Annotated in this window: 19 protein-coding genes; 11 read left to right on the top strand and 8 right to left on the bottom strand. The window is 70.2% G+C overall.

The window, feature by feature from the left end; all coding sequences use genetic code 11:
• The first annotated feature begins 40 nt into the window (after positions 1-40).
• Complete coding sequence (locus HV826_RS15070) at positions 41-658, top strand: hypothetical protein (RefSeq protein WP_176417704.1); 618 nt, start codon at positions 41-43, stop codon at positions 656-658.
• A 43-nt stretch (positions 659-701) separates the two neighbouring features.
• Here the strand turns inward: HV826_RS15070 and HV826_RS15075 are convergent, their stop codons facing one another.
• A complete protein-coding gene (locus HV826_RS15075; RefSeq protein WP_176417705.1) occupies positions 702-2,297 on the bottom strand; it encodes a leucyl aminopeptidase in 1,596 nt (531 codons plus the stop codon).
• 141 nt (positions 2,298-2,438) lie between these two features.
• Between HV826_RS15075 and HV826_RS15080 the strand changes: the two genes are divergently transcribed.
• The 3 genes from HV826_RS15080 to HV826_RS15090 all read left to right on the top strand — a co-directional run bounded on the left by HV826_RS15080 (position 2,439) and on the right by HV826_RS15090 (position 4,659).
• Positions 2,439-3,332 (top strand): zinc dependent phospholipase C family protein, encoded by an 894-nt coding sequence (locus tag HV826_RS15080; RefSeq protein ID WP_176417706.1) that lies wholly within the window; start codon positions 2,439-2,441, stop codon positions 3,330-3,332.
• Positions 3,333-3,421: 89 nt separating this feature from the next.
• Positions 3,422-4,204 (top strand): sulfite exporter TauE/SafE family protein, encoded by a 783-nt coding sequence (locus HV826_RS15085; protein ID WP_176417707.1) that lies wholly within the window; start codon positions 3,422-3,424, stop codon positions 4,202-4,204.
• The gene (locus HV826_RS15090; RefSeq protein WP_176417708.1) at positions 4,201-4,659 is read left to right on the top strand and encodes a hypothetical protein; all 459 of its coding nucleotides are present in this window, start codon (positions 4,201-4,203) and stop codon (positions 4,657-4,659) included. The genes HV826_RS15085 and HV826_RS15090 overlap by 4 nt, the downstream gene beginning before the upstream one ends.
• 47 nt (positions 4,660-4,706) lie before the next feature.
• Here HV826_RS15090 and HV826_RS15095 read toward each other — a convergent pair whose 3' ends face one another.
• The gene (locus HV826_RS15095; RefSeq protein ID WP_176417709.1) at positions 4,707-5,582 is read right to left on the bottom strand and encodes a tetratricopeptide repeat protein; all 876 of its coding nucleotides are present in this window, start codon (positions 5,580-5,582) and stop codon (positions 4,707-4,709) included.
• Positions 5,583-5,590: 8 nt separating this feature from the next.
• Positions 5,591-7,210 (bottom strand): short-chain fatty acyl-CoA regulator family protein, encoded by a 1,620-nt coding sequence (locus HV826_RS15100; RefSeq protein WP_176417710.1) that lies wholly within the window; start codon positions 7,208-7,210, stop codon positions 5,591-5,593.
• Between the two features lie 475 nt (positions 7,211-7,685).
• On the opposite strand from HV826_RS15100, the gene HV826_RS15105 reads away from it, so the two are divergent.
• The 4 genes from HV826_RS15105 to HV826_RS15120 all read left to right on the top strand — a co-directional run bounded on the left by HV826_RS15105 (position 7,686) and on the right by HV826_RS15120 (position 11,100).
• A complete protein-coding gene (locus tag HV826_RS15105) occupies positions 7,686-9,101 on the top strand; it encodes a hypothetical protein (protein ID WP_255207781.1) in 1,416 nt (471 codons plus the stop codon).
• Positions 9,102-9,159: 58 nt separating this feature from the next.
• Positions 9,160-9,405, top strand: coding sequence for a hypothetical protein (locus tag HV826_RS15110; RefSeq protein ID WP_176417712.1), 246 nt, complete (start codon positions 9,160-9,162; stop codon positions 9,403-9,405).
• A 115-nt stretch (positions 9,406-9,520) separates the two neighbouring features.
• On the top strand, positions 9,521-10,366 hold the full coding sequence (locus tag HV826_RS15115) for a DUF692 domain-containing protein (protein WP_176417713.1): 846 nt from the start codon (positions 9,521-9,523) through the stop codon (positions 10,364-10,366).
• The gene (locus tag HV826_RS15120; protein WP_176417714.1) at positions 10,363-11,100 is read left to right on the top strand and encodes a DUF2063 domain-containing protein; all 738 of its coding nucleotides are present in this window, start codon (positions 10,363-10,365) and stop codon (positions 11,098-11,100) included. Before HV826_RS15115 ends, HV826_RS15120 begins: the two co-directional genes overlap by 4 nt.
• Positions 11,101-11,192: 92 nt before the next feature.
• Here HV826_RS15120 and HV826_RS15125 read toward each other — a convergent pair whose 3' ends face one another.
• Genes HV826_RS15125 through HV826_RS15140 form a run of 4 tightly spaced genes read right to left on the bottom strand, consistent with a single transcriptional unit; the run spans position 11,193 to position 15,371 of the window.
• Positions 11,193-12,323 carry a carboxypeptidase-like regulatory domain-containing protein gene (locus tag HV826_RS15125; protein ID WP_176417715.1) on the bottom strand — a complete coding sequence of 377 codons (1,131 nt, stop codon included), beginning with the start codon at positions 12,321-12,323 and terminating at the stop codon, positions 11,193-11,195.
• A complete protein-coding gene (locus tag HV826_RS15130; RefSeq protein ID WP_176417716.1) occupies positions 12,323-13,966 on the bottom strand; it encodes a caspase family protein in 1,644 nt (547 codons plus the stop codon). Before HV826_RS15130 ends, HV826_RS15125 begins: the two co-directional genes overlap by 1 nt.
• A gap of 10 nt (positions 13,967-13,976) precedes the next feature.
• Complete coding sequence (locus HV826_RS15135; RefSeq protein WP_176417717.1) at positions 13,977-14,789, bottom strand: hypothetical protein; 813 nt, start codon at positions 14,787-14,789, stop codon at positions 13,977-13,979.
• A 6-nt stretch (positions 14,790-14,795) separates the two neighbouring features.
• Complete coding sequence (locus tag HV826_RS15140) at positions 14,796-15,371, bottom strand: sigma-70 family RNA polymerase sigma factor (RefSeq protein ID WP_176417718.1); 576 nt, start codon at positions 15,369-15,371, stop codon at positions 14,796-14,798.
• Between the two features lie 161 nt (positions 15,372-15,532).
• Between HV826_RS15140 and serC the strand changes: the two genes are divergently transcribed.
• The 3 genes from serC to HV826_RS15155 all read left to right on the top strand — a co-directional run bounded on the left by serC (position 15,533) and on the right by HV826_RS15155 (position 17,656).
• Complete coding sequence (serC, locus tag HV826_RS15145) at positions 15,533-16,621, top strand: 3-phosphoserine/phosphohydroxythreonine transaminase (RefSeq protein ID WP_176417719.1); 1,089 nt, start codon at positions 15,533-15,535, stop codon at positions 16,619-16,621.
• 41 nt (positions 16,622-16,662) lie between these two features.
• Entirely contained in the window at positions 16,663-17,220 is a 558-nt protein-coding gene (locus HV826_RS15150; protein ID WP_176417720.1) for a chalcone isomerase family protein, read from the top strand.
• A 187-nt stretch (positions 17,221-17,407) separates the two neighbouring features.
• Positions 17,408-17,656 carry a GlsB/YeaQ/YmgE family stress response membrane protein gene (locus tag HV826_RS15155; protein WP_176417721.1) on the top strand — a complete coding sequence of 83 codons (249 nt, stop codon included), beginning with the start codon at positions 17,408-17,410 and terminating at the stop codon, positions 17,654-17,656.
• Positions 17,657-17,678: 22 nt separating this feature from the next.
• Here the strand turns inward: HV826_RS15155 and HV826_RS15160 are convergent, their stop codons facing one another.
• Positions 17,679-18,716, bottom strand: a complete 1,038-nt coding sequence (locus HV826_RS15160; RefSeq protein WP_176417722.1) for a PA0069 family radical SAM protein — start codon at positions 18,714-18,716, stop codon at positions 17,679-17,681.
• Between the last annotated feature and the right edge of the window lie 89 nt (positions 18,717-18,805).

An 18,805-nucleotide genomic window follows, 5' to 3' on the forward strand; every position in this document is an offset into this window, starting at 1 on the left:
TCCACGTTCGCCGTCACGGCGTTTGGGGCGGGGAGCGGGCATGGGCGCGATGCGGAAGTGGGTGTGGGGACTCCTGGCGCTGACGACGGCCTGCAGCGGCGCTCGCCAGGCGGTGACACACGAGGGCACCGGCGGCTCCGGGCCCGCCCCGTCCGTGGAGGCCGCGAGCGAGGACCGCCGCTCGACGACGCGCCGCTACGTGGACGAAGATTTGGGCTTCGAAATCATCCGGCCCACGGCGGACTGGCAGCTGGACGAGACGAACGAGCGCACGCCGGAGGGGCTCGCCATTCCCGTCATCCTCCGCCACAACGTCTCCGGGGCGCAGGTGGTGTTGCAGGTGGCGCCCGCGGTGGCCTCGCCCACGCAGTTCGCGGAGCGGCTCACCGAAGGGCTCCGTCAGCACCCGGGCTTCACCACCACGGACCCGGCGCCCATCGCGCTGTCGGACACCGCGGTGGGCTTCGACTTCCAGGTGGGGGATGGCGTGCACGGCAAGGTGGCCGTGCGTGAAGGCATCCCCGGGCGCGTGTTGATGATGCTGGCCACCTGGCCGGCGCAGGCCGCGGCGGACGTGCCCCAGAGCGTGGATGCGCTCATCCAGGGCGTCCGCCCGCTGGCGGGGCCGGCGACGGCGTGGAAGGTGCCCCAGCGCTGAGGGCGCCCCTTCCTCCGGGACGCCCTCTGGCGGGGAGGCCGCGCTACTTCGCGCGCTTCCGGGCCGGCTTGGCCTTGCTGGCCTTGGGCGCGGGCGCCGCTTCAACGGGCGCGGTGTCCTGCTCCTGCGCGCGCAGGCGGACGTACTCCACCAGGGTGCGCACGCCCACGCCGGTGCCGCCCTTGCTCAGGTAGCCGCGCTCCTTGGGGCTGCTGGACGGGCCGGCGATGTCCAGGTGCACCCACGGCGTGTCGGCCACGAACTCGCGGAGGAAGATGGCGGCGTTGATGGCGCCGGCCCAGCGCTCGCCGGAGTTCTTCATGTCGGCGACCTCGGAGCGCAGGGCGTCCTTCTGCATGTCGCTGATGGGCATGCGCCACATCTCCTCGCCCGCGGCGCGCGCGGCCTGGAGCACCTGCGCCACCGTCTCCTCGTGGTCGCCGAAGGCGCCGACGATGTAGTTGCCCAGCGCGACGACGCAGGCGCCCGTGAGCGTGGCCAGGTCGATGATGGCGGCCGGCTGGTGCTCGGTGGCCCACGTCAGGATGTCGCCCAGCACCAGGCGGCCCTCCGCGTCCGTGTTGGTGACCTCCACCGTCTTGCCCAGGCGCGAGGTGAGGATGTCACCCGGCTTGTAGGCATTGCCTGCCGGCATGTTCTCGCACGCGCCGATGAACGCATGCACGGGGAAGGGCGGCTTGAGCGCGGCGATGACCTTCATGGCGCCCAGCACCGCGGCCGAGCCCGCCATATCCGTCTTCATGTCCACCATGCCGTCCGTCGGCTTGAGCGACAGGCCGCCCGAGTCGAAGGTGATGGCCTTGCCCACCAGCGCCAGCGGCGGCTGCTTGGCGTCGCGCGCGTTCTTGGGCGTGTACGTCAGGTGGATGAGGCGCGGCTCCTCGGTGCTCCCCGCGGTGACGCCGAGGAACATGCCCATGTCGAGCTTCTCGATGTCGCGGCGGTTGCCGATGGTGACCTTCAGCCCGCCTTCCTTCGCGGCCTGACGCGCGGCCTCTGCCAGCACCGTGGGCGTCACCGCGTTGGGCGGCTCGTTGACGAGGTCTCGGGCCCAGTTGGTCGCCTCCGCGACGCGCTGTGCCAGCGTCAGCGCGTCATCCAGCTCGCGCGTGCGCTCCGTGCCCTCGGGGAGCACCAGGGACACCTTGCCCAGCTTCGCGGCGCCCTTCTTCTCCTCGCGCGCGGAGGACTTGTACTTGTCGAAGCGGTAGACGCCCAGCGCCACGCCTTCCACCACGGCGCGCACCGCGTCCTGCGCGGACTCGGTGGCCGGCAGGGCGAACGCCACCGAGGTGACCTTGAGCCGCTGCGCCGTCTTCGCGGCGCGGCCGGCGGCCAGCCGCAGCACCTCCGGATGGAAGCGGGCGCGGTTGCCCAGGCCCAGCAGCAGCACGCGCTCGGACGACGTGCGCCCCAGGGTGTGCATCACCAGGCTCTGGTCCGCGCGTGCCTTGAAGCCTTCCTGGGTGGCGGCGCCGCGCAGGCGCCCCTCCAGGGCGCCATCCGCCGAGGAGAGGGAGGACGGGGCGCTGTCTCCCAGCTCACCCTCGAAGAGGGGAATGACGAGCAGGTCGCCGCTCGTCCGCGTGGCATCGCCGGAGACGAAGCTGAAGTTCATGGGCCGTGAAACTCCTGAACGGTGGAAAGGCTGGGGCTTTTGCAAAGGGCGCGGACTGTAACGCCCGCCTTGTTACACGCAAAGCGTTGGATTTCATTCGAGCATTGCATTGCTTCGTTGCACTGGGTAGCAGTGTGGGGAATGCCCACGCTGCTGATGCATCTGACCGCCATTGAACGGATGGCCGCCAACCCGGGTGAGCTGCCGGCGGATTGGGTGCGTGCGTTGTCAGAGGACCTGCCGTACGCGCGCTTCGGCGCGGCGCTGCCAGACCTCCCGTTGTGCCAAGGCCTCCGCGGCGGGCTCGCCGCCTTCCTGCCCGAACGGGAGCTGCCGCACTTCGCGCGGCTGTACCACGAGCGCGCTCCCGTGGGCTTCGGGCTGAAGATGGCGGAGCTGGTGGCCTCCGGCGCGCTGGTGGGCACCGAGCCGGGCCTCGCGGTGCTCGCGGGCTACTTCACGCACCTGTGCGTGGACCGTCGGCTGTATCCGGTGGTGGACAGGCTGGTGGTGCGACATCGTCGCCGGGGTGAGCGCGCCCTGGAGGCGCACCGCGACATCGAATGGGCGCAGACGCTCTTCTACCTGCGTGAGCTGCACGGCATGGAGCTGCTGGGCACGCCGCGGCTGCGGGAGAAGTGTCAGGTGGTGAAGAGCCCGGGCTTCCCGTGGCGGGGCATTGGCGGCGGGCTCTATGAGCTGGTTCGTTTGTCCTCACAGGAGCGTGTGGGCCAGGCGCCTGGCAAGTCGGAGGTGGATGGCTGGGTGCGCGGCCTGTACGTCTCAGGTCTCTTCCTCTCAAGCCCCATGGGCCGGGCGCGCGCGTTGCCGGCCTATGCGCGGCTGTCGTTCCAGGAGCTGTACCGCAACGACACCTTCGACTTCGCCGCGGAGGTGGAAGGCGCGCTGGAGACGGCGCGTGGCGTGCTGCGTCGGTTGCACGGCTACATGGCGAGGGGCACCTTCACGCCCCGTACGCGCGCCCGCTTCCTGGAGGCCTTCCCCGAAGGGACGCTGGGCGCACGGGCGGCGTGACACCCGCGGAGCAGGCGTCCTGGCGAGCCATGCGCTCCCGGGGAATGGCGCTGTCCGAAGCGCGAGGCCGCTCCTATCCTCGAAGAGGAATGACGGTCCTACTCCTCATCGCGGTGGGCGCGCTCGCGGGTACCTTGGGTGCGATGCTCGGCATCGGAGGCGGAATCGTCCTGGTGCCCGCGCTGGTGCTGGGGTTCGACATTCCGCTGGAGCAGGCCATCCCCGCGAGCCTCATGTGCGTGGTGGCCAGCTCGTGCTCCGCCGCCGCGGGCTATGTGCACAAGCACCTGAGTGACATCCGCCTGGGGCTGTCGCTGGAGCTGGCCACGGTGATGGGCGCCATCGCTGGCGGCCTGGTGGCGGCCATGGTGGCGCCGGCGATGGTGGCGGTGGTGTTCGGGCTCTTCACGCTCTACGTGGCGCTGCAGATGTTGCTGCTGCGCTCGCCGCACCAGGAGCCCGCCGCGCTGGACGACTACGCGCCCACCAACTACCCGCTGGGCATCTCCGGCTCCTTCGTGGCCGGTGGCCTGTCCTCGCTGTTGGGGGTGGGCGGAGGGCCGCTCAAGGTGCCGTTGATGGCGTACGGCATGCACGTGCCGTTCAAGGTGGCCAGCGCGACGAGCAACCTGATGATTGGCGTCACCGGCGCCGCGAGCGTTGCCGCGTACGCGTTGAGGGGGCATCTGAAACTGGCGCTGGTGTCGCCGCTGGTGGTGGGTGTCCTGGGAGGCGCATATGTGGGCAGTCGGCTGATGCCGAGGGTGCCCACGGCGGTGCTCAAGCGTTTGTTCGCGGTGGTGTTGCTGGTGGTCGCGGGACAGATGCTGTGGAAGGGAGGGGAGGGATTGTGGCCGAGCATCCTGAAGTGAGTGAACCCGAGGAGGCGCGAGCGGCACGCGCTTCCGCGTCGGCGGTGGCGGCGGAGCATCCCGCCGTTTCGCACAACGTGGCAGTCACGGGAGGGGCCGCGTCGCTGACGCAACCGGACGCGGAGGCGGCGGAGCAGGTGCAACATCATCACCGTGAGCGCGCGGTGGTGGGCGACCGGTGGATTGCGCGGGTGCTGCGCGTCGGCGCGGTGGTCAGCGGCGGGATGTTCGTCGTGTCGCTGGGGCTGGAGGTCATGCCCCAATCCGAGCGCGTGCATGTCGCCATCGACTTATTGCGAAAGGGCGCCGCGTCCCTGCTGTTGGTGACGCCCGTGGCGCGGCTCGCGGTAGCGGGCACGCTGCTGGGCCTGCGGGGTGAGTGGCGCTACATGGCGATGGCCGCGGGCGTGCTGGGGCTGCTCGCGGTCGCCGTGGGCGCCGGCATCCAAGCCTAGAGGAGCGCGCGTGTGACGGCGCTCTCCCCGGTGTCAGGGAAGAGCGCTCACACGCCGCGCGCGGTGAAGTGGGCCAGGATGTTCTGGACCTTGGCCACGTCGCCCGGCTGCCCCAGCTCCTGGTAGAGCGGAAGCAGCGTCTCGAACTGCTTGCGGGCCGCCGCGAAGTCCTGCTGGTAGTAGCAGGACAGGCCCAGGTCCCAGCGGGCGCGGGCCTCGTACGCGTGGTCGTGCAGCTCCTGGTACAGCTCCACCGCGCGGAGCAGGTGCGGGCGCGCGCCCTCGTGGTTGCCGAGCAGTCCCTCGGACTCGCCCAGCAGCAGGTGGCCCAGCGCGAGCGCCTCCGGGTCCTCTCCCTGCTCCAGCAGCGGCACGGCCTCCAGGAAGCGCTTGCGGGCGGGCTCGTACTCGCCCTTCTCCATGCGGATGTCGCCAATGTCGATGAGCAGCCGCGCCACCCGCTCCGTGTTGCGCGTCTGGCGCAGGAGGATGAGCGCCTCCTGGTACTTCTCCTCGGCGGCCTCCGGCTGGCCCAGCGAGCGCAGGGACTCACCGATGCAGGCGCGGGCCAGGGCCTCGCCCTCGCGGTCCTTGGACTCGTTGAAGAGCATGGCGGCGCGGGCAATCTGCTCGATGGCGCCCCGGTGGTCCTCGAAGTTCGCCTTCACCACGCCCAGCCCCATCAGGGCCTGCGCCTGGCCGGGCTTGTACTTCGCCTCCAGGAACTTCTCGAGCGCCTCTTCGTAGAGCTGCCGGCTGGCGGCGTGGTCCTCCAGCAGGCCGTGCAGCTCGGCCAGGGTCACCAGGCCCTGGCCCACCTCGGTGGGCGAGCCGGTGATGCGCAGCGGCGCCAGCGCGTTCTTCTGCTTCTGGATGGCGTCGAGGATGTGGGTGCGTTGGGTGTCTTCGGGCGGGTGGTGCATTTGGGGCCTCAGGCGTCGCCACCCTTGCGGCGGCGGGAGGTCTTGTCCAACGAATCGTCCTTCTCGCTCCCGTCAGTCCCGTTGGCGGCCACGGCCAGGGACTGGGCGCCCGGGTGCCGGTCCTTCTCCGCCTTTTCGGCCTTCTCGTGGACGAGGATGGGGGAGAAGAAGCAGTCCTTCTTCGTGTACTCGTCGAAGGCGAAGGCGAAGCGGTAGCTGGCCGCCGCGCGCTGGTTGCAGTCGGTGCGCTCGCAGAAGCGGCAGGAGATGCCGGACGGAATGGCGTCCTTGCGCAGGTCCGTCGTGGGCAGGCCGTAGGCCAGGTACTTGGCGTTCTCCGCGTGGGTGCCCAGGCCAATGGAGTACGCGGTGCCCTTGACGATGGAGCCCTCGATCGGCTGGAGCTGCACCTTGGCGAAGCAGAAGTAGGCGGTGCCGTCCGGCATGATGGAGTACTGCCGCGTCAGCTGGGACGGGTTGAGGAACGCCAGGTGCACGGCCCACTTGGCGCAGCTTCCGCCGCCGCTGGCGAAGCGGATGCCGGTGCCGCTGTAGCGCTTGGAGATGTTGCCGGCGATGTCCGCGCGCAGGAAGTGGAACGGAATCCCGGGCCGCTTCGGGTCCGACAGGTTGCACAGGCGGTGGGCCACCGTCTCGTAGGTGGAGCCGAAGATGCTGGACAGGAGCTCCACGTCGTAGCGCGTGCGCTGCACCTCCTTGAAGAAGTCCCCGTAGGGCAGCATCAGCGCGCCGGCGAAGTAGTTGGCCAGGTTCACCTTGATGAGCCGCTGCGTCTCCCCGTGGCGCATGCGGCCCGCGTCCAGCACGCGCTCCATCAGCTTCTCGCGGTCCATCACCAGCAGGCCAATGGACGCGGCAATCTGGAACTTCAGCGGCTGTTCGGTGAGGAAGGGCGACAGCGTCAGCGTCCGCTCCTCCGGGTCCAACCGCCGCACCACGGACGAGCCGGACGGGGACGGGTCGTCGAAGAGGACGCGGTAGCCGAAGCGCTCCTCCAGCAGCCGGATGAGCTGGCCGCTGGTGAGCTGCCGCTCCAGGCGCACGTCGCGGCGCAGCGCGTCCGCCTGCTCCTCCAGCTCCGGGAAGTAGTTGCGGTGCTTCTCCAGGAAGTCGCTGACCTCGTCGAAGGGCGAGTAGTCGAAGCGCACGCCGGGCGAGGCGCCGTTGCCCAGTCCGCCCTGGGCGCGCGTGCGCTCCTCGACGTTGAGCTGCGCCAGCACGTTCTCCAACTGCGTGCGGGTGTTCTTGTAGAGGTTGAAGAGCGCCGCCACCGTGCCCGCGAGCTTCGGCTCCGCGGAGAGGGACTGGAGCGACTCCGGGTCGATGTCGAGGCTCTTGAGGAGCGGCTCGTCCAGCAGCTTCGCGAGCGCTTCGTCCACGCGGCCTTCGCCCAGCGTGGACATGAACTGCTCGGGGTCCTGGTCGAAGTAGCGCAGGGCCTTCCAGAGCAGGGGGAAGGGCATCACCCGCTTGCCCTTCTCGATGAGGTTCAGGTACGCCGGGGAAACGCCCAGGTCCTTGGCTGCGTCCGCCTGCTTGATGTTCCGTGCAAGGCGCAGTCCCCGAAGCTTCAGGCCCACGTTGGCGTTCAGTGCGTTGTCGTTCATGGCCGGATGCGTTGATGCCCCAGGCGATCGCGAATGGCCGCGCGCGCCTCGGGCTCTTTACCCACTCTGCAAATCGATTTACCGATTTGCAATGATCGTTTTCATCCGGGAGGTCCCCTGTCGGCCTGGCGACGGCCCGGCTGGACTGCGGTCGGAGCTGGGGCTTTTGGTGTGCTCAACCTATTGAAATTGCTGAACTCCGAGGCGTGCGGGGAGCCTGCCGCCGCCTCCTCCGCAGCGCCTTGTCAAGCATTTACTGATGCGTTGCGGCAGGGCTCGGGTCACGTTTCGGCAAAGGAAGAAGCGCCGATTTACAAGGAGCGCCCGGGGCTCGGTTTCAGATCGACGGTGGGGGGCGGAGCGGGGCGCCTGCTGCCGGGGAACGATTCACCTCCGGCGCGTGATAGGCGAACCTTCGCCGCGTATGGATGGTGGGCATGGATGGCCGCGAAGGGGGAGGAGGGCGCCGCCGCGCATGCGGGCCCGAATCGCCGCCGTCATCCTGCTTGGTCTGTCGCTGCTGTCGTGTCAGGCGCCGCTGCGCCCCCACCCTGGGGCGGATGCGGCGGCGCTGCGCTACAACCTCACCTACGTGCGTGAGCCCGAGCACGCGGTGGACGTGGAGGTGGTGCTGGTGCGGGGCACGCCGCGCGAGTTCCTCTTCAGCCAGCCGGGCGCCGTGACGACCGTGTCCGCGCACCGGGAGGATGGTGGCGTCCAGCGGTTGCCCGTCCAGGAGGGCCGCGTCCTGCTGCCGCGGGGGACGCGCTTCTTGCGCTACCGCTACGCGCTGGACGCCTCCCTTCGCGAGCGCGGCCCCGACTTCTTCCAGGGCTCCGGGGACGGCGATGCGCGGCACGTCGCGGGCCGCGTGTACCTCATCCGGCCGCGGGTGGTGAAGCCGGGGCTGCGCGTGGAGCTGTCGCTGGTGGGCACCGACGCATTGCTGCCGTGGCAGCCGGGAGAAAATGGCGTGTACCGGCTGCGCGGCGAGGACCTGGTGGACTCGGGCTTCCACGGCTTCGGAGGCCGCCGGTGCCAGGTGCGCCTGCCGGACGCGGTGCTGGACGTGGCCATCCTGGGGCACTTCACGCACCTGCGCGACGAGGCGGTCTGCACCTGGCTGGGCAAGGCCGCCGAGGAGGTCCGCACCGTGCGGCGCGCCTTCCCGCATCCCCGCATCACCGTGCGGGTCATCCCCGCGCCCGGGCACCGGGGGCCCAGCGTCTTCGGCATGGTGCGCTGGAGCTCGCCGCCCAGCATCTCCATCAGCGTGGGACAGGAGGCGCGGCCGGAGGACTTCGCGCGGGACTGGGTGGCCGTCCACGAGATGCTGCACCTGACCCATCCTGTCTTCGTGCCCCGCGTGTCCTGGCTGTCGGAGGGACTGGCCACCTACTACACGGAGGTCGCGCGTGCGCGCTCCGGACGGCAGGACTCGCGGCGCGCCTGGGAGGAACTGCTGGGCGGCTTCGCTCGGGGGCGCGAGGGCAATGACACGCGAACCATGCGGGAGGCCGTGTCTCAAGATCGCTTCTCACTCGCTGTCTATTGGACGGGAGCGCTCTTCGCGTTGCATCTGGATGTGGAATTGCGCCGTATCACTGGAAACACGCAAGGGCTGGATGACGTGCTGGAGTTGCTCGCGGCGCGCGGCAGTTCCTCGACCTTCGGGGCTTTTGGTGCCGCGGTGGATGCCGTCGCGGGACAGCCGCTGTTCAATGCTCTGCTGGAGCGGCACTTGCCGCGGCCCGCTTTTGCGGAGCAGGCCGGTCTGCTAGAAGCGCTGGGTGTCCAGGAAGGACCCAACGGCGTCTCGCTGGTACCCGCCCGAGACAGTCTGTTGCGTGATTCGGTGGTCGGTCGGCGCAGCCACGGCGAAACACCCTGAATGCACCCGCGACCTCCACACAGCACCCCCCACGCAGTACCGAAAGGAAGTCTCAGTCATGAACGTCAAGGCGCTTGCAGCGGTTGTCGGCACCCTGTCCCTGGCCGCGCTGGCCACGGGTTGTGCGACCAAGAAGTCGGCGGAGATGGAGCCCGCCACCGCCGAGGAGACCGGCGCGGAGAGCAGCGGTGCCACGGAGGCGCAGGAGGCCGCTCCGGCCGCGACCGAGGAGAAGGGCGCCGAGGGTAGCTGTGGCGCCGGCTCGTGCGGCGCTGGCTCCTGCGGCGGCGAGAAGAAGGAGTAGTTCCGCCGGACCGCAGTCCCAGGGGGCCTGGTGAAACCCGGGCCCTCGTCGCCGGGCGGCTGAGCAGCTCCACCGCCGCCCGGGTTGTTTCCCACGCCTCGAGAGGGCTTCCGCCGTGGTGACGTACGCACAGCGACATGGGCTGAGGCCGCTGGGCGCGGGCATCGGGCTGCGCAGGAGCTTCTATGCGGAGCTGCCGCGCATCGGACGGACGCTCGACTGGGTGGAACTCATCCCGGAGAACTTCCTGTCGCTGGGTGGGCGCTCGCAGCGCGCGCTGGACGCATGCGCGGAGCGGTGGCCCGTGTTGCCCCACGGCGTGGGGTTGAACATCGGCGGTCCGGACGCGCTGGACGACGACTACGTCCGGGGACTGGCGGCGCTGGTGGCGCGGGTGGAGGCGCCCTTCTTCTCCGACCACCTCTGCTTTTCGCGGCTGGACGGCGTGTACCTGCACGACTTGCTGCCGCTGCCGTTCAGCGAGGCCGCCGTCGACCACGTGGTGCCCCGCGTGCGCGAGGTGATGGACCGGGTGGGCCGTCCCTTCCTGCTGGAGAACCCGAGCTACTACGCGCGGATGCCCGGCGGCACGCTGCGCGAAGCGGACTTCCTCCGCCACGTCGTGGAGCAGGCGGACTGTGGGCTGCTGCTGGACGTGAACAACGTCTACGTCAACGCGCGCAACCATGGCTACGACGCGCGGGCCTTCGTGGACGCCCTGCCGCTGGAGCGCGTGGTGCAGATTCACCTGGCCGGCCACACGTGCTACCCGGACGTCATCGTCGACACGCATGGCGACCGCGTCTGCGACGACGTGTGGTCGCTCTACCGCTACGTGCTGGCGCGCACCGGCCCCGTGGCGACGCTCATCGAGTGGGACCAGGACATTCCCTCCCTGGACGCGGTGTTGGACGAGGCGGACGTGGCGCGGTCGGCGCTGCGAGAGGTCGCCGGACGATGAAGCCGTCCCTGCGCGACTTCTTCGACAGCATGGGGGCCTACCTCGCCGAGCCCGGCCCGGAGGCCCTGGCCGCGCTGTACGCGAGGCACCCGGGGTGGGAGGCGCCGCGTGAGCGGGTGTCGCTCTACGGCGGCTTCGTGCGCGGCCACGTGCGCTCCGCACTGGACAAGGTGTTCCCGCTGACGCGCCAGGCCCTGGGGCAGGACGCCTGGGACGGACTGGTGGTGGCCTTCACGCGGACGCGGCCCGCGCGGCACCATGAGCTCAACCACCTGTGTGAGGGCTTCCCCGAGTTCCTCGCGGACGCGGCGGCCTCGCGAGGATTGGCGCCCTTCGTGCCCGCACTGGCCCGCTTCGAGTGGACCGACTTCGCGGTGTTCGCGTCCCTGGAGCCTGTTCCCGAGCGCGTGGAGCGGCTGACGGCCAACCCCACCCTGGTGGTGCTGGAGCACGACTTCCACGTGTGTGCGTACGTGCGGGCTCGAGGCTCCGCGGTGTCACCGGAGGCGGGCGCGGAGCTGGCGCTGCTGTGGCGCCACCCGGAGCAGTTGAAGACGCTCTACATGGCCGCCACGCCACCGGCGCTGCTGGTGCTGAAGATGGCGGTGGAAGGGCTGGCCCTGTCGGACGTGGTGGCGGCCACGGGCATGGCGGAATCCGACCTGCGAGCAACGGTGACGCGCTTCGGCCGCGACGGCCTGGTGCTCCTCCCGGCTGACGGCGGCGGGGAATGAAGGGCCCGCGCTGTCCGGGCGCTCAGTGCCAGGGGGACGTCACCAGGCCTGGCGCCGTGCCCACGTAGCGCGGTCCCTGGCGCGCCACGGTGTCACGTTCCGGGCTGGCAGACGGGGCCCTCCGATGAAGCCACGCACCGCCGGCTGCCCGGGCAGTCGCGGTCCGTCGCGCAGGGCACCGTGCAGGCTCCGCTGACGCAGCGCCCTCCGGGCAGCCCCAGCTCGTGGCAGCTCGCGTCGTCGGTGCAGGGCGCGTCCAGCCGCCGCAGGGCATGGCAGCCCGCGAAGTTCGCGGCATCCGGCAGGCACCGTCCGGACTGGCAGGTGAAGCCCGGCGCGCATCGCGCCGAGCAATCGTCGGCCGGCAGGGCCTGGGTCGTGGGGGGGCAGTCGTCATCATCGTCGCCGCCACACAGGGCCACGCACGCGGCGCTTGCTTCGGGCAGCACCTCGCATTGCGTCCCCGCGGCGCATTGCCAGTCGCCCGTGCAGGGCGCGCACAGTGGGCCGGGGCCCTCGCAGCGGTTGCCCCTGCACGTCAGGCCCGCGCCGCAGTGCGAGTTGCCGAAGCACTCCAGGCACTTCTTGTTCGGCGCGCACACCAGGCCTTCCACACAGCCAATCTCCTGGCAGCCCTGCTCGAGGAGCGACTCGTCCACCTCCAGGTCGACGTTGAGCTGCTTCTTCTCGCCAGGGCCCGCGCAGTCCTCGACCTGGGTGGCCGCAAAGCCCAGGGCCGTCACCGTCACCGAGTAACAGCCGTCCGGAAGCGGCCCCACGCGCAGCCGCCCCTGCGCGTCCAGCAGCAGCCGCTGGAAGGGCGTGCCCGCCACGGACACCTCCGCCGCAGACAGCCGGAAGCCGTTGGTCGCCCTCACGCGCAGGTCGAGGAAGCCCGCGGGCGTGGGCGCCACCGGCTGCACCTGGACGGACTGGCCTCCCAGCACCTGCACCTGGACGCGGGCGGCCTTTTCGGCCGTGGCGACGATGAAGAGCTCCGCCAGCCCCGTGGGGACGTCCTCCAGGGTGAAGCGCCCGTCCGCGTCGACGTGGCTGCTCACGCCCGGCTGGGCCACCAGCGACACCATGGCCACCGACGGGTCGCTCTCCGTGAGCTGCCCGTGCACGGTGCCCACCCGGAAGGGCGCGTTCTCCAGGTTGCCGCAGCCCGCGGCGCAGCAGGCCACGAGCGCGGCCACAGCGATGTGAAATGTTGAGCGCATCAAAAACGATATCCCGCGCCGGCCCAGCCACCCGTGAAACCCACGGCCTGCCCCTGCCCATCCACAACGACATACGTCAGCATGAACTGGGCCTGTGACATCAGCTCCAGCCGCTCACCCACCCGCCATACGATGCCGCCCACCACGCCGGGGCTGACGGTGAAGAACCGCTGCCCGTTGGCGGCAGCCTCTACGTCAAAGGACCGCCTGAGGTACAGGCCGGCCACACGCGGCCCCGCGAACAACGTCAGCCGCTCCCAGCGCCACAGGTAGGGGAGGGCCGCGCCCGCGGAGACGGTGGTGTAGCGGAAGGGCACCTCGCTGCCCGGCGTCAGCCGCAGGGCCCGGTTGCCGGTGCTGAAGGCCACGTCGAAGAGCAGTCCGAAATCCTGGAGCGGCCGGTCCTCCAGCCGCAGTGACAGGGCGACTTCGGGGGACATGGGCAGCAGCTCGGTGCGGCTGCGGGCATCCGCGAAGCTGAACACGCCGCCCAGCAGCGACAGCGAGCGCCGCGGGAAGGCCTCCGCCAGCAGGCGCTCCAGGGGCAGACGGTCCCCCTGGCCCACCTCCACGTCACGGCGCATGAGGACAGCGTCGCCCTTGGTCAGCTCCACCGTCCGCTTGCCGGGCGTCACCGCCGCGCCGCCGGGCAGGTCCGTCCGCGCCTCGCCGTCCACCTTGAGCGTGAAGCCATCCAGGCGCGGGTTGTAGGAGAACAGCTCGGGGCGGCCCGTCCGGGTGATGCTGCCGGAGAGCACCACGGGGTCCGCGCCCACCTCCAGGATTTCCGCCGACGGCCGCTGCCGCCCCTCGGTGAAGGCGAAGGTGCGGCGGCGTGCATGGTCATGCGCCTCGGTGGCCGTGACGGCGCCGTCACCATTGCGGTCCGCCGCGCCGCTCAAGCCGTCGATGAGGAAGTGGGTGTAGATGTCGTTGCGCAGGCTCTCGTCCTCGCGCGCCGTCTCGCCCCAGTCGCAGGCGGCGAACACCATGGACGCGCGCGACGACTCCTCCAGCGGCCGGGCGTAGAAGCTGGACTTGATGCCCTCCAGCTCCGCCTTCAGTTCCTTGGGCAGCAACGACTTGCCGCTGCCGCTGTGGCAGGTGGCCAGCACCAGCATGCGGCGCCGGCTGGCCAGCCCGTCGAACTCCGCCTTCAGCGCGTCCATGCTCAGCGCCGTCTGGGGAATGTCCCGGTAGGCCGCGTCGCGGGTGACCAGGTAGCGGCGCAGCTCGCCCTTCGCGTCGCGCGCCAGCGTTCCGTGCGCGGAGAAGTAGACGACCACCACGTCGTCGGGCCGGTTCGCCTCCTTCTTGAGCTGCCGGAGCGCCCCGAGGATGGCCTCGCGGGTCGTCTCCTCGCGGCGGGTGAGCACGCGCACCTGGTCGAACCCGCCGCGCGCGGGGTCCTCCAGCGCGGCGCCGAGATCACGAGCGTCCTTGCCGGTGTAGCGCAGCCCCTTCCAGCGCGGATCGTCGAACGAGGCGATGCCCACCAGCAGGGCCATCCGGCGTGGCTTGTAGGCGCTGGACAGCGACGCTTCATCGAGCTTCAGCGGCACCAGCCCGCCCTTCTCTCCGGAGGAGGAGGGCGTCGCGCACGCGGCCAGACAGGCCAGCAGGATGGGAAGGAGGCGCCTCACGTGGAACCGTTCAGGGACGATTCTGGCTGCTTCTCACGCTCACGTCGAACCGGATGATGGCCAGCGGGTCCTGGGAGCCCGCCCCCCTTCGTCCCTCCAACATTTCACCGACCGCCGCGGCCTCGGGTGGCGAACCGGCGGAGCCCACCAGCCACAGCGTCACCGGGCCGGTCTCGCCCGCGAGGCTCACGCCCGCGAGCCCCTGCGGCCCCTGCAGGTCATGCGTGCCCGCGACCAGGGGGAAGCGGCCCAGCAGCGCCGGCGCCTCGCCCTGCCGTTGCTCGAAGAGCAGGGCGGTGCCCGCCTCGGTGGCGTGGTAGCGCAGGAGCAACACCTCCGAATCCTTCACCGGGCTGCCCGGGTCCAGGCGCCGCAAGCCTCCCTCGCTGTCGCGTGCCACCACCGACAGCTCCAGGGCGATGCGCGCCAGGCGCCCCTTCTCACCCGTCCATTCCGCCGCGGTGCCTCCCTGGCTGGAGGGGGCCTCCGCCCGCATGCGGGGCAGCAACACCACCGCCAGCAGGCACGCGGCGAGCCCTCCTGCGACCATGCCCCAGCGCCCGGCCGCGGGCCGATGCGCTCGCAGCGCGCGGCGCACGCGCGCCAGGCCCACTTCATCCAGGGGCGGGGCGGACGCGCCGGGCGGCGCGAGCCCCAGCAGCAGCGCGTCCACATGCCCGTCGAGCAGGCCCGGGCCCGGGTGCGTGGCGAGGAACGCCTCGCACGTCTCGCACGGGTGCGCCAGGTGTCCGGCGAAGTACGCCACGGCCTCGGGCTCTCGGCGGGAAAGGGCGCTCAGCGCGCCGTCGTCCAGGTGTTTCATGAACCCTCACTCCCACCGGCCGGCGAGGACTCGCCGCAGCAGCTCGCGCTTGATTCGAGACCGGAACCGCTCCAGCCGCATCGTCACCGCGCTTTTTCCCACGCCCAGCTTCTCCGCGATCTCCCGCGCGGACAGCTCACCCTCCACGTAGAAGAGGTGCACCGTCCGCTTCTCCTCGCCCTCGGGCAGCTCCGCGATGAGCCGCCGCACCACCTCGATGTCACGCTCCAGTTGCAGCGCCTCGGGGAGGTGGGGGACCGCCTCCGGCTCCGGGTCCGCCACGTCCTCCTCCAGCCGCCGGGTGCTGGACTTCCGCTCCAGCCGCGTCCTGGCCCGGTTCCGGGCAATGGACAGCAGCCATGACTCGAAGGCCCCCGGCTCCTTCAGCCGGGGGAGCCCCCGGAACGCCCGGACGAAGGTCTCCTGGATGACGTCCTCCACCTCATCCGCGTCCAGCTGGGAGAAGCCGCCTACCAGCCGCGTCACCAGGGGACGGGTGCGACGGTAGAGCTCGCTGTAGGCAGCCGCCTGCCCTTGCGATGCCCGCCGCACCCACTCCGTCAGTCCCTCCGACGCACCCACCTGTCCTCCTGACCCTCGTGAACGCCCGCCGGCCACAGAGCCGGCCGCTGCCATGTCGTCCCCCAGCGGGCAGGCGGGCGGGCTTCTTCCCGCTGGCACTCAGGGGGGCGGTGGGGAGAAGAATGCCCCCACGGCTGTTCATCTCCCTAAAGGACACTTTCATGCGCGTCATCAACTTCAATCCTGGCCCGGCGAGCCTCCCGCTTCCGGCGCTCGAGCGTGCCCGCGACGAGCTGCTCGACTTCCAGGGGTCCGGAATGTCGGTGATGGAGCACAGTCACCGGAGCCCGGAATACATGGCGGTGCACGAGGCGACGCTCTCCCTGATGGCCCGGCTCCTGGAGGTTCCCCCTACCCACCAGATTCTCTTCATGGCGGGGAGCGCCTCCCATCAGTTCGCGCAGGTGCCCATGAACTTCCTGCCGTCCGGCGCCAGCGCGGACTACCTCATGACGGGGGTGTGGAGCGAGAAGGCCTTCGACGAGGCGAAGTACTACGGCGCCCCGAGGATGGCCGCCAGCACGGTGCGGCCCGACAAGCGCTACACACGCATTCCGCGCCAGGACGAGCTGCGGCTGGACCCGAAGGCAGCCTACGTCCACCTGACGAGCAACAACACCATCTTCGGCACGCAGTGGCACGACTTCCCGGAGGTGGGAAGCGTTCCGCTGGTGGCCGACATGAGCTCGGACTTCCTCTGGAGGAAGTTCGACGTGCGCCCCTTCCGCTTCATCTACGCCGGCGCGCAGAAGAACCTGGGCCCGTCGGGCGTGACGGTGGTGATTGCCGACAAGGACTACCTCGCCAGCGGGCGCAAGGACATCCCGAAGATCTTCCGCTACTCGACGCACGCGGAGAACAACTCGCTCTACAACACGCCGCCGTCCTTCGCCGTCTACCTGGTGCGCAACGTGCTGGAGTGGATCGACTCCGTCGGCGGTCTGCCGCGGCTGGAGCAGTGGAACCGGGAAAAAGCGGCGCTGCTCTACGGGGCCGTGGACCGGCACCCGGACTTCTACCGCGCGCCGGTGGAGCGTGAGTCCCGTTCAGTGATGAACGCTGTCTTCCAGTTGCCCACGGAGGCGCTGGAGGCGGCCTTCGTTGCTGACGCGAAGCAGCAAGGAATGGTGGGCCTCAAGGGGCACCGGACGGCCGGAGGAATCCGCGTTTCCATGTACAACGCGGTGAGCGTGGAGAATGTGCGCACGCTGGTCGCCTTCATGGACCATTTCGTGAAGACGCGCGGGTAGGCTGCGTCCAACCGCACGGATTACCCACACCCGGAGGATTCATGAAAGCCACGCTGACCACCGTCGTGCTGTCCCTGATGCTCGCAGCCCCGGCCTTCGCCAAGGACGTCGCGGGGGTGAAGTACCCGGAGACGGCCACCGTCGCCGGCAAGGAGCTGAAGCTCAACGGCGTGGGCCTGCGCAGCAAGTTCGTGTTCAAGGTCTACACTGCGGGGCTCTACCTGGAGACGCCGTCCAAGGACGGCGCGGCCATCATCAGCTCGGACCAGGTGAAGCGCGTGCGCATGTACATGCTGCGGGACCTGGACAAGAAGACCATCGTCGAGGCCATTGGCGACGGCTTCAAGAAGAACGCCGGCGCCAAGCTGGCGGAGCTCCAGCCCAAGCTGGACACCTTCAACGCGGCCATCCCGGACGTGAAGAAGGGTGACGAGCTCATTCTCACCTACGTCCCCGGCCAGGGCACGCAGGTGTCCAGCAAGACGGGCAAGGAGATCTCCGTCGAGGGCAAGGACTTCTCCGATGCGCTGTTCTCCGTCTTCGTGGGCAAGAACCCGGTGGACGGCAGCCTGCGTGACGGGATGCTCGGCAAGGACTGAGTGACGTCAGGCGCGCGAATCCGAAGCGCCGCGGCTGCCCCGTGTCTCCCTGGGAGGCACGGGGCATCGCCGTTTCAGGGGCCGGAGGCAATGGGTTCCGGGGCCCGTGCGTACACGAGGAAGACGGCCGGCCGCTGCGCGAGGGCGGGAGGTCTGATAGCAACCGGAGGGCACGAAGGAGGTCGTCATGGGTATCTGTACGTGGTTGGTGCTGGGTGGCATCGCGGGCTGGCTGGCCAGCATCATCAAGGGCACCAACGCCCGCATGGGCATGTTCGCCAACATCGCCACCGGCATCGTCGGGGCCATGATTGGTGGCTGGGTCTTCAGTCTGATGGGCGGCACCGGCGTGACGGGCTTCAACCTCTGGTCGCTGCTGGTGGCGACGGTGGGCTCCGTCATCCTCATCACGGTGGTTCAAGCCCTCCGGAAATGACGCCCGCCGCCCGCGTGCGCGCTCAGAAGAGACTGAGCTGCGGCGTGGGCGGCGGCTTGCGCTCCGGGCGCCGGAAGGTGTCCGGAGCGTCCTCGGTGACGTAGGAGGCGCGGATGCCCACCTTGCGCGCCGACGTGTGGAAGAGGCGGTGGAGGGTCTCCGCGTAGAGGCCATCACCGCGCATGCGGTGCTTGAAGCGGCTGTCGTTGAGCGCCCCGCCGCGAGTCTCCCGGATACGGTGGAGCACCCGCTCCGCGCGCAGGGGCAGCTTCGCGCGCAGCCGCTCCGCGAAGACGTCCTGCACCGGGCCAGGCAGCCGCACCAGCGTGTGATGCGCGCGGGTGGCGCCGGCCTCACGCGCCGCGGCCAGCACGCGGTGGATGTCCTCGTCGTTGAGGCCCGGGATGATGGGGGCCACCGACACCGCCACGTCGATGCCCGCCTCGGTGAGCCGGCGGATGGTCAGCAGCCGGCGCTTGGGGGAGGCCGCATGGGGCTCCATGGCCCGGGCCAGCTCCGCGTTGTGGAAGGGGAGGCTGACGCTGACCCACAGGCGCGCGTCCCGGGCCAGCCGCTGGAGGACGTCCAGGTCCCGCTCGACGAGCACGCCCTTGGTGATGATGCCCACCGGGTTCCGGTAGTCCGCGCAGACCTCCAGGCAGGCGCGCGTCAGGCGCAGCGAGGCCTCCAGCGGCTGGTAGCAGTCGGTGACGCCGCTGAAGACGACGGTTTCGCCCTTCCAGGAGGGCTTCTCGAAGGCCTCGCGGAGCAGCTCCGGCGCCCGGGGCTTCACCACCAGCTTCGTCTCGAAGTCGGTGCCCGCGCCCAGGTCCAGGTACTGGTGCGTGGGCCGCGCGTAGCAATACGCGCAGGCGTGGAGGCAGCCCCGGTACGGGTTGACGCTCCAGCTGAACCCCACGTCCGGGCTGTCGTTGTGGGACAGCACCTGCCGGCTGTGGTCCTCGAAGACCTCCAGCTTGGACGGGGGGATTTCGTCCAGGTACTCCACCTCGGTGCTCGCCCACGGGTTGGGCGGATTGTCGATGGGGCGCGCCTTCATGGGCGCACCGTGGGCCTGAATGCACGTTCAGTCAAGGGCCGGACGGACGTGAAAAAGGGGAACCCCCTGCAGAGGGCTCCCCCAATGCG

Source organism: Myxococcus sp. AM010 (assembly GCF_013372585.1).
In the GTDB taxonomy this organism is placed as follows: Bacteria; Myxococcota; Myxococcia; order Myxococcales; family Myxococcaceae; genus Myxococcus; species Myxococcus vastator.